Source organism: Streptomyces sp. NPDC037421, assembly GCF_055602105.1.
The window spans coordinates 489-2,542 of record NZ_JBVJWV010000086.1 but is presented as its reverse complement, the minus strand read 5'-3'; the positions used below and the strand labels follow the sequence as shown (position 1 = coordinate 2,542).

The window sequence follows — 2,054 nt, the reverse complement described above, 5'->3', positions numbered from 1 at the left end:
TGACCGACCGTCCCGCCCCGGAAAGCCGAAAGACTGCCGGGAAACCCCCAAAAGAACGGCACGGTCCAGAGGAGAAGGGACGGGTCTCTCAGCGATGAGGCGAGGGGGCGGGCCCCGGCCCGCCGGGCATCCGGGCCCTCAGCGTCCCGATTCCGGGCCAGGGGTCCGACTACCCGCACCACATGCCGACCAGAGCCCCCTGCGGACCACCCAGGCGCAGCAGATCGCTACGCGCTCCTCTCTTCTCGGCGTCCGACGACCGTCCGGGGCTGATACCCGCATCAAATGCTGATCAGAGCACTGTGGGAAGCAGATGGGCGCGGCAGATCGCTACGCGCTTCTCTCCGAGGGCGTCCGCGGCCCGTCTGGGGCTGGTATTCGCGCCCGGAGACATCGGAATGCACGGCTCTGGATGGTCGGAGCACTTCACGGCCGTGAATGTCCTCACCCTTCGCTCCGCCCCATTCCGGATGCTGAAACGCCGGCGTAATGAGTCCCGCGTAGCGTCGTGTGGATGACTACTGAGATCCGGCCTGGTGTCGAGGACGACCTCGAAGAGCTGACCCGCATCTACAACCACTACGTCACCGAGACGCCGATCACCTTCGACGTCGAGCCGTTCACCGCCGAACAGCGGCGGCCGTGGCTGCTGGCCCATCCCGCATCAGGGCCGCACCGGCTCCTCGTGGCCGAAGAAGGCGGAAAGATCCTCGGCTACGCGACGAGCAGCCCTTTCCGCCCGAAGCCGTCCTACGCCACCTCTGTGGAAACCAGTGTCTATCTGGCGCCCGAGCACGTCGGGCGTGGTGTCGGCGGCCTGCTGTACAGCGCGCTCTTCGAGGTGCTGGAGCAGGAAGACGTGCATATGGCCCTCGCCGGAATTGCCATGCCCAACGAACCGTCACAACGTCTCCACGAGCGCTTCGGTTTCCGGCACATCGGCCGTTTCGAACAAGTGGGACGGAAGTTCGGGCGCTTCTGGGACGTGTCCTGGTTCCAGAAGGCGATCAAGAGAGCTTGAGCACGCTCTTGACGCCGGCGTGGTCGGAGGGCCACAGGCCCGACGGGGTGCGGTCGGCCTGGAGGTCGCCCACCGTGTGGGCCGACCGGGCGGTGATGTGGCCCCGGAAGAGGACGTGGTCGATGCGCCGGGTGAGGGTGGAGAAGGGGTTCCGCAGGTCCGGCGCCTGGCAGCAGGTCAGGCCGAGGTTGCGGTGCCAGGTGGCGGTCCAGGCGTCCGTGAAGCCGGCGGCGAGGAGACGGCCGTAGCTCTGGGTGCCGGTTCCGTCGGCGGCCGAGTTGAGGTCGCCGAGGAGCACGGTGGGCAGCGTGGTGTTCAGGGGGCCGGTGAGCAGCTCGCCGGCCTGTGCCTCCTGGACGGCGGCCGAGGCGGGTTCGAGGTGCGTGGTGACGACCCGGGCGGTGCGGCCGTGCAGGGTGGCGTCGGCCGCCACCCAGCCGCGCTCGACCCGCAGGGGCGGATTGGGCGGGCAGCCCAGCGCGGGGCGGCAGATCGGCAGGAAGCTCTGGAAGCGGCCGGTCTGCGCGTTGGCGACGGAGAAGTCATGCAGTCCGGTGCGGGCCAGGAGTACGTCCCGGTCGGTGAGCCGGATGTCCTGCAGTCCGCCCGGCGTGGACCGCGGGGCCTCGAAGTCGCTGCCGACGGTGACCTTCGCGACGACCTCGTAGTGCTTGCCCCGGGCCTTGAGGGCGTCGAGGAGGATCCGCAGGAAGTCGTACTCGACGTGGGTGGCGCTGCCCGGCCTGGCCGGGGTCTGGCTCCGCCACAGCACCGCTTCCTGGAGTCCGACGAGGTGGGGGTCGGCGTGGACGATCTCGTCGGCCAGCGCCTGGGCCCGTTCGGGGAAGTTCGTCGCCTGGACGTTCGCATAGGCGGCGGTGACCGCGGGGGGGGGGGGGGGGGGGGGGGGGGGGGGGGGGGAGGAGGGGGAGGGGGGGGGGGGGGGGAGGGGGGGGGGGGGGGGGGGGGGGGAGGGCGAGGGGGAGGGGGGGGGGGGGGAGGTAGGCGCGCTGCTGCTCGCCTAACAGGAGAA

The 2,054-nt window shown here is 70.5% G+C and carries 1 protein-coding gene and 1 pseudogene; one reads left to right on the top strand and one right to left on the bottom strand.

Annotation, left to right across the window (positions count from 1 at the left end; genetic code table 11):
* Window positions 1-514 precede the first annotated feature (514 nt).
* A complete protein-coding gene (locus ACZ7IF_RS39270) occupies window positions 515-1,021 on the top strand; it encodes a GNAT family N-acetyltransferase (RefSeq protein WP_470981840.1) in 507 nt (168 codons plus the stop codon).
* Here ACZ7IF_RS39270 and ACZ7IF_RS39265 read toward each other — a convergent pair.
* Window positions 1,008-1,877, bottom strand: a pseudogene (locus ACZ7IF_RS39265) (endonuclease/exonuclease/phosphatase family protein); the annotation flags it as partial. The gene ACZ7IF_RS39270 and the pseudogene ACZ7IF_RS39265 sit on opposite strands and share 14 nt — an antisense overlap.
* Window positions 1,878-2,054: the final 177 nt, after the last annotated feature.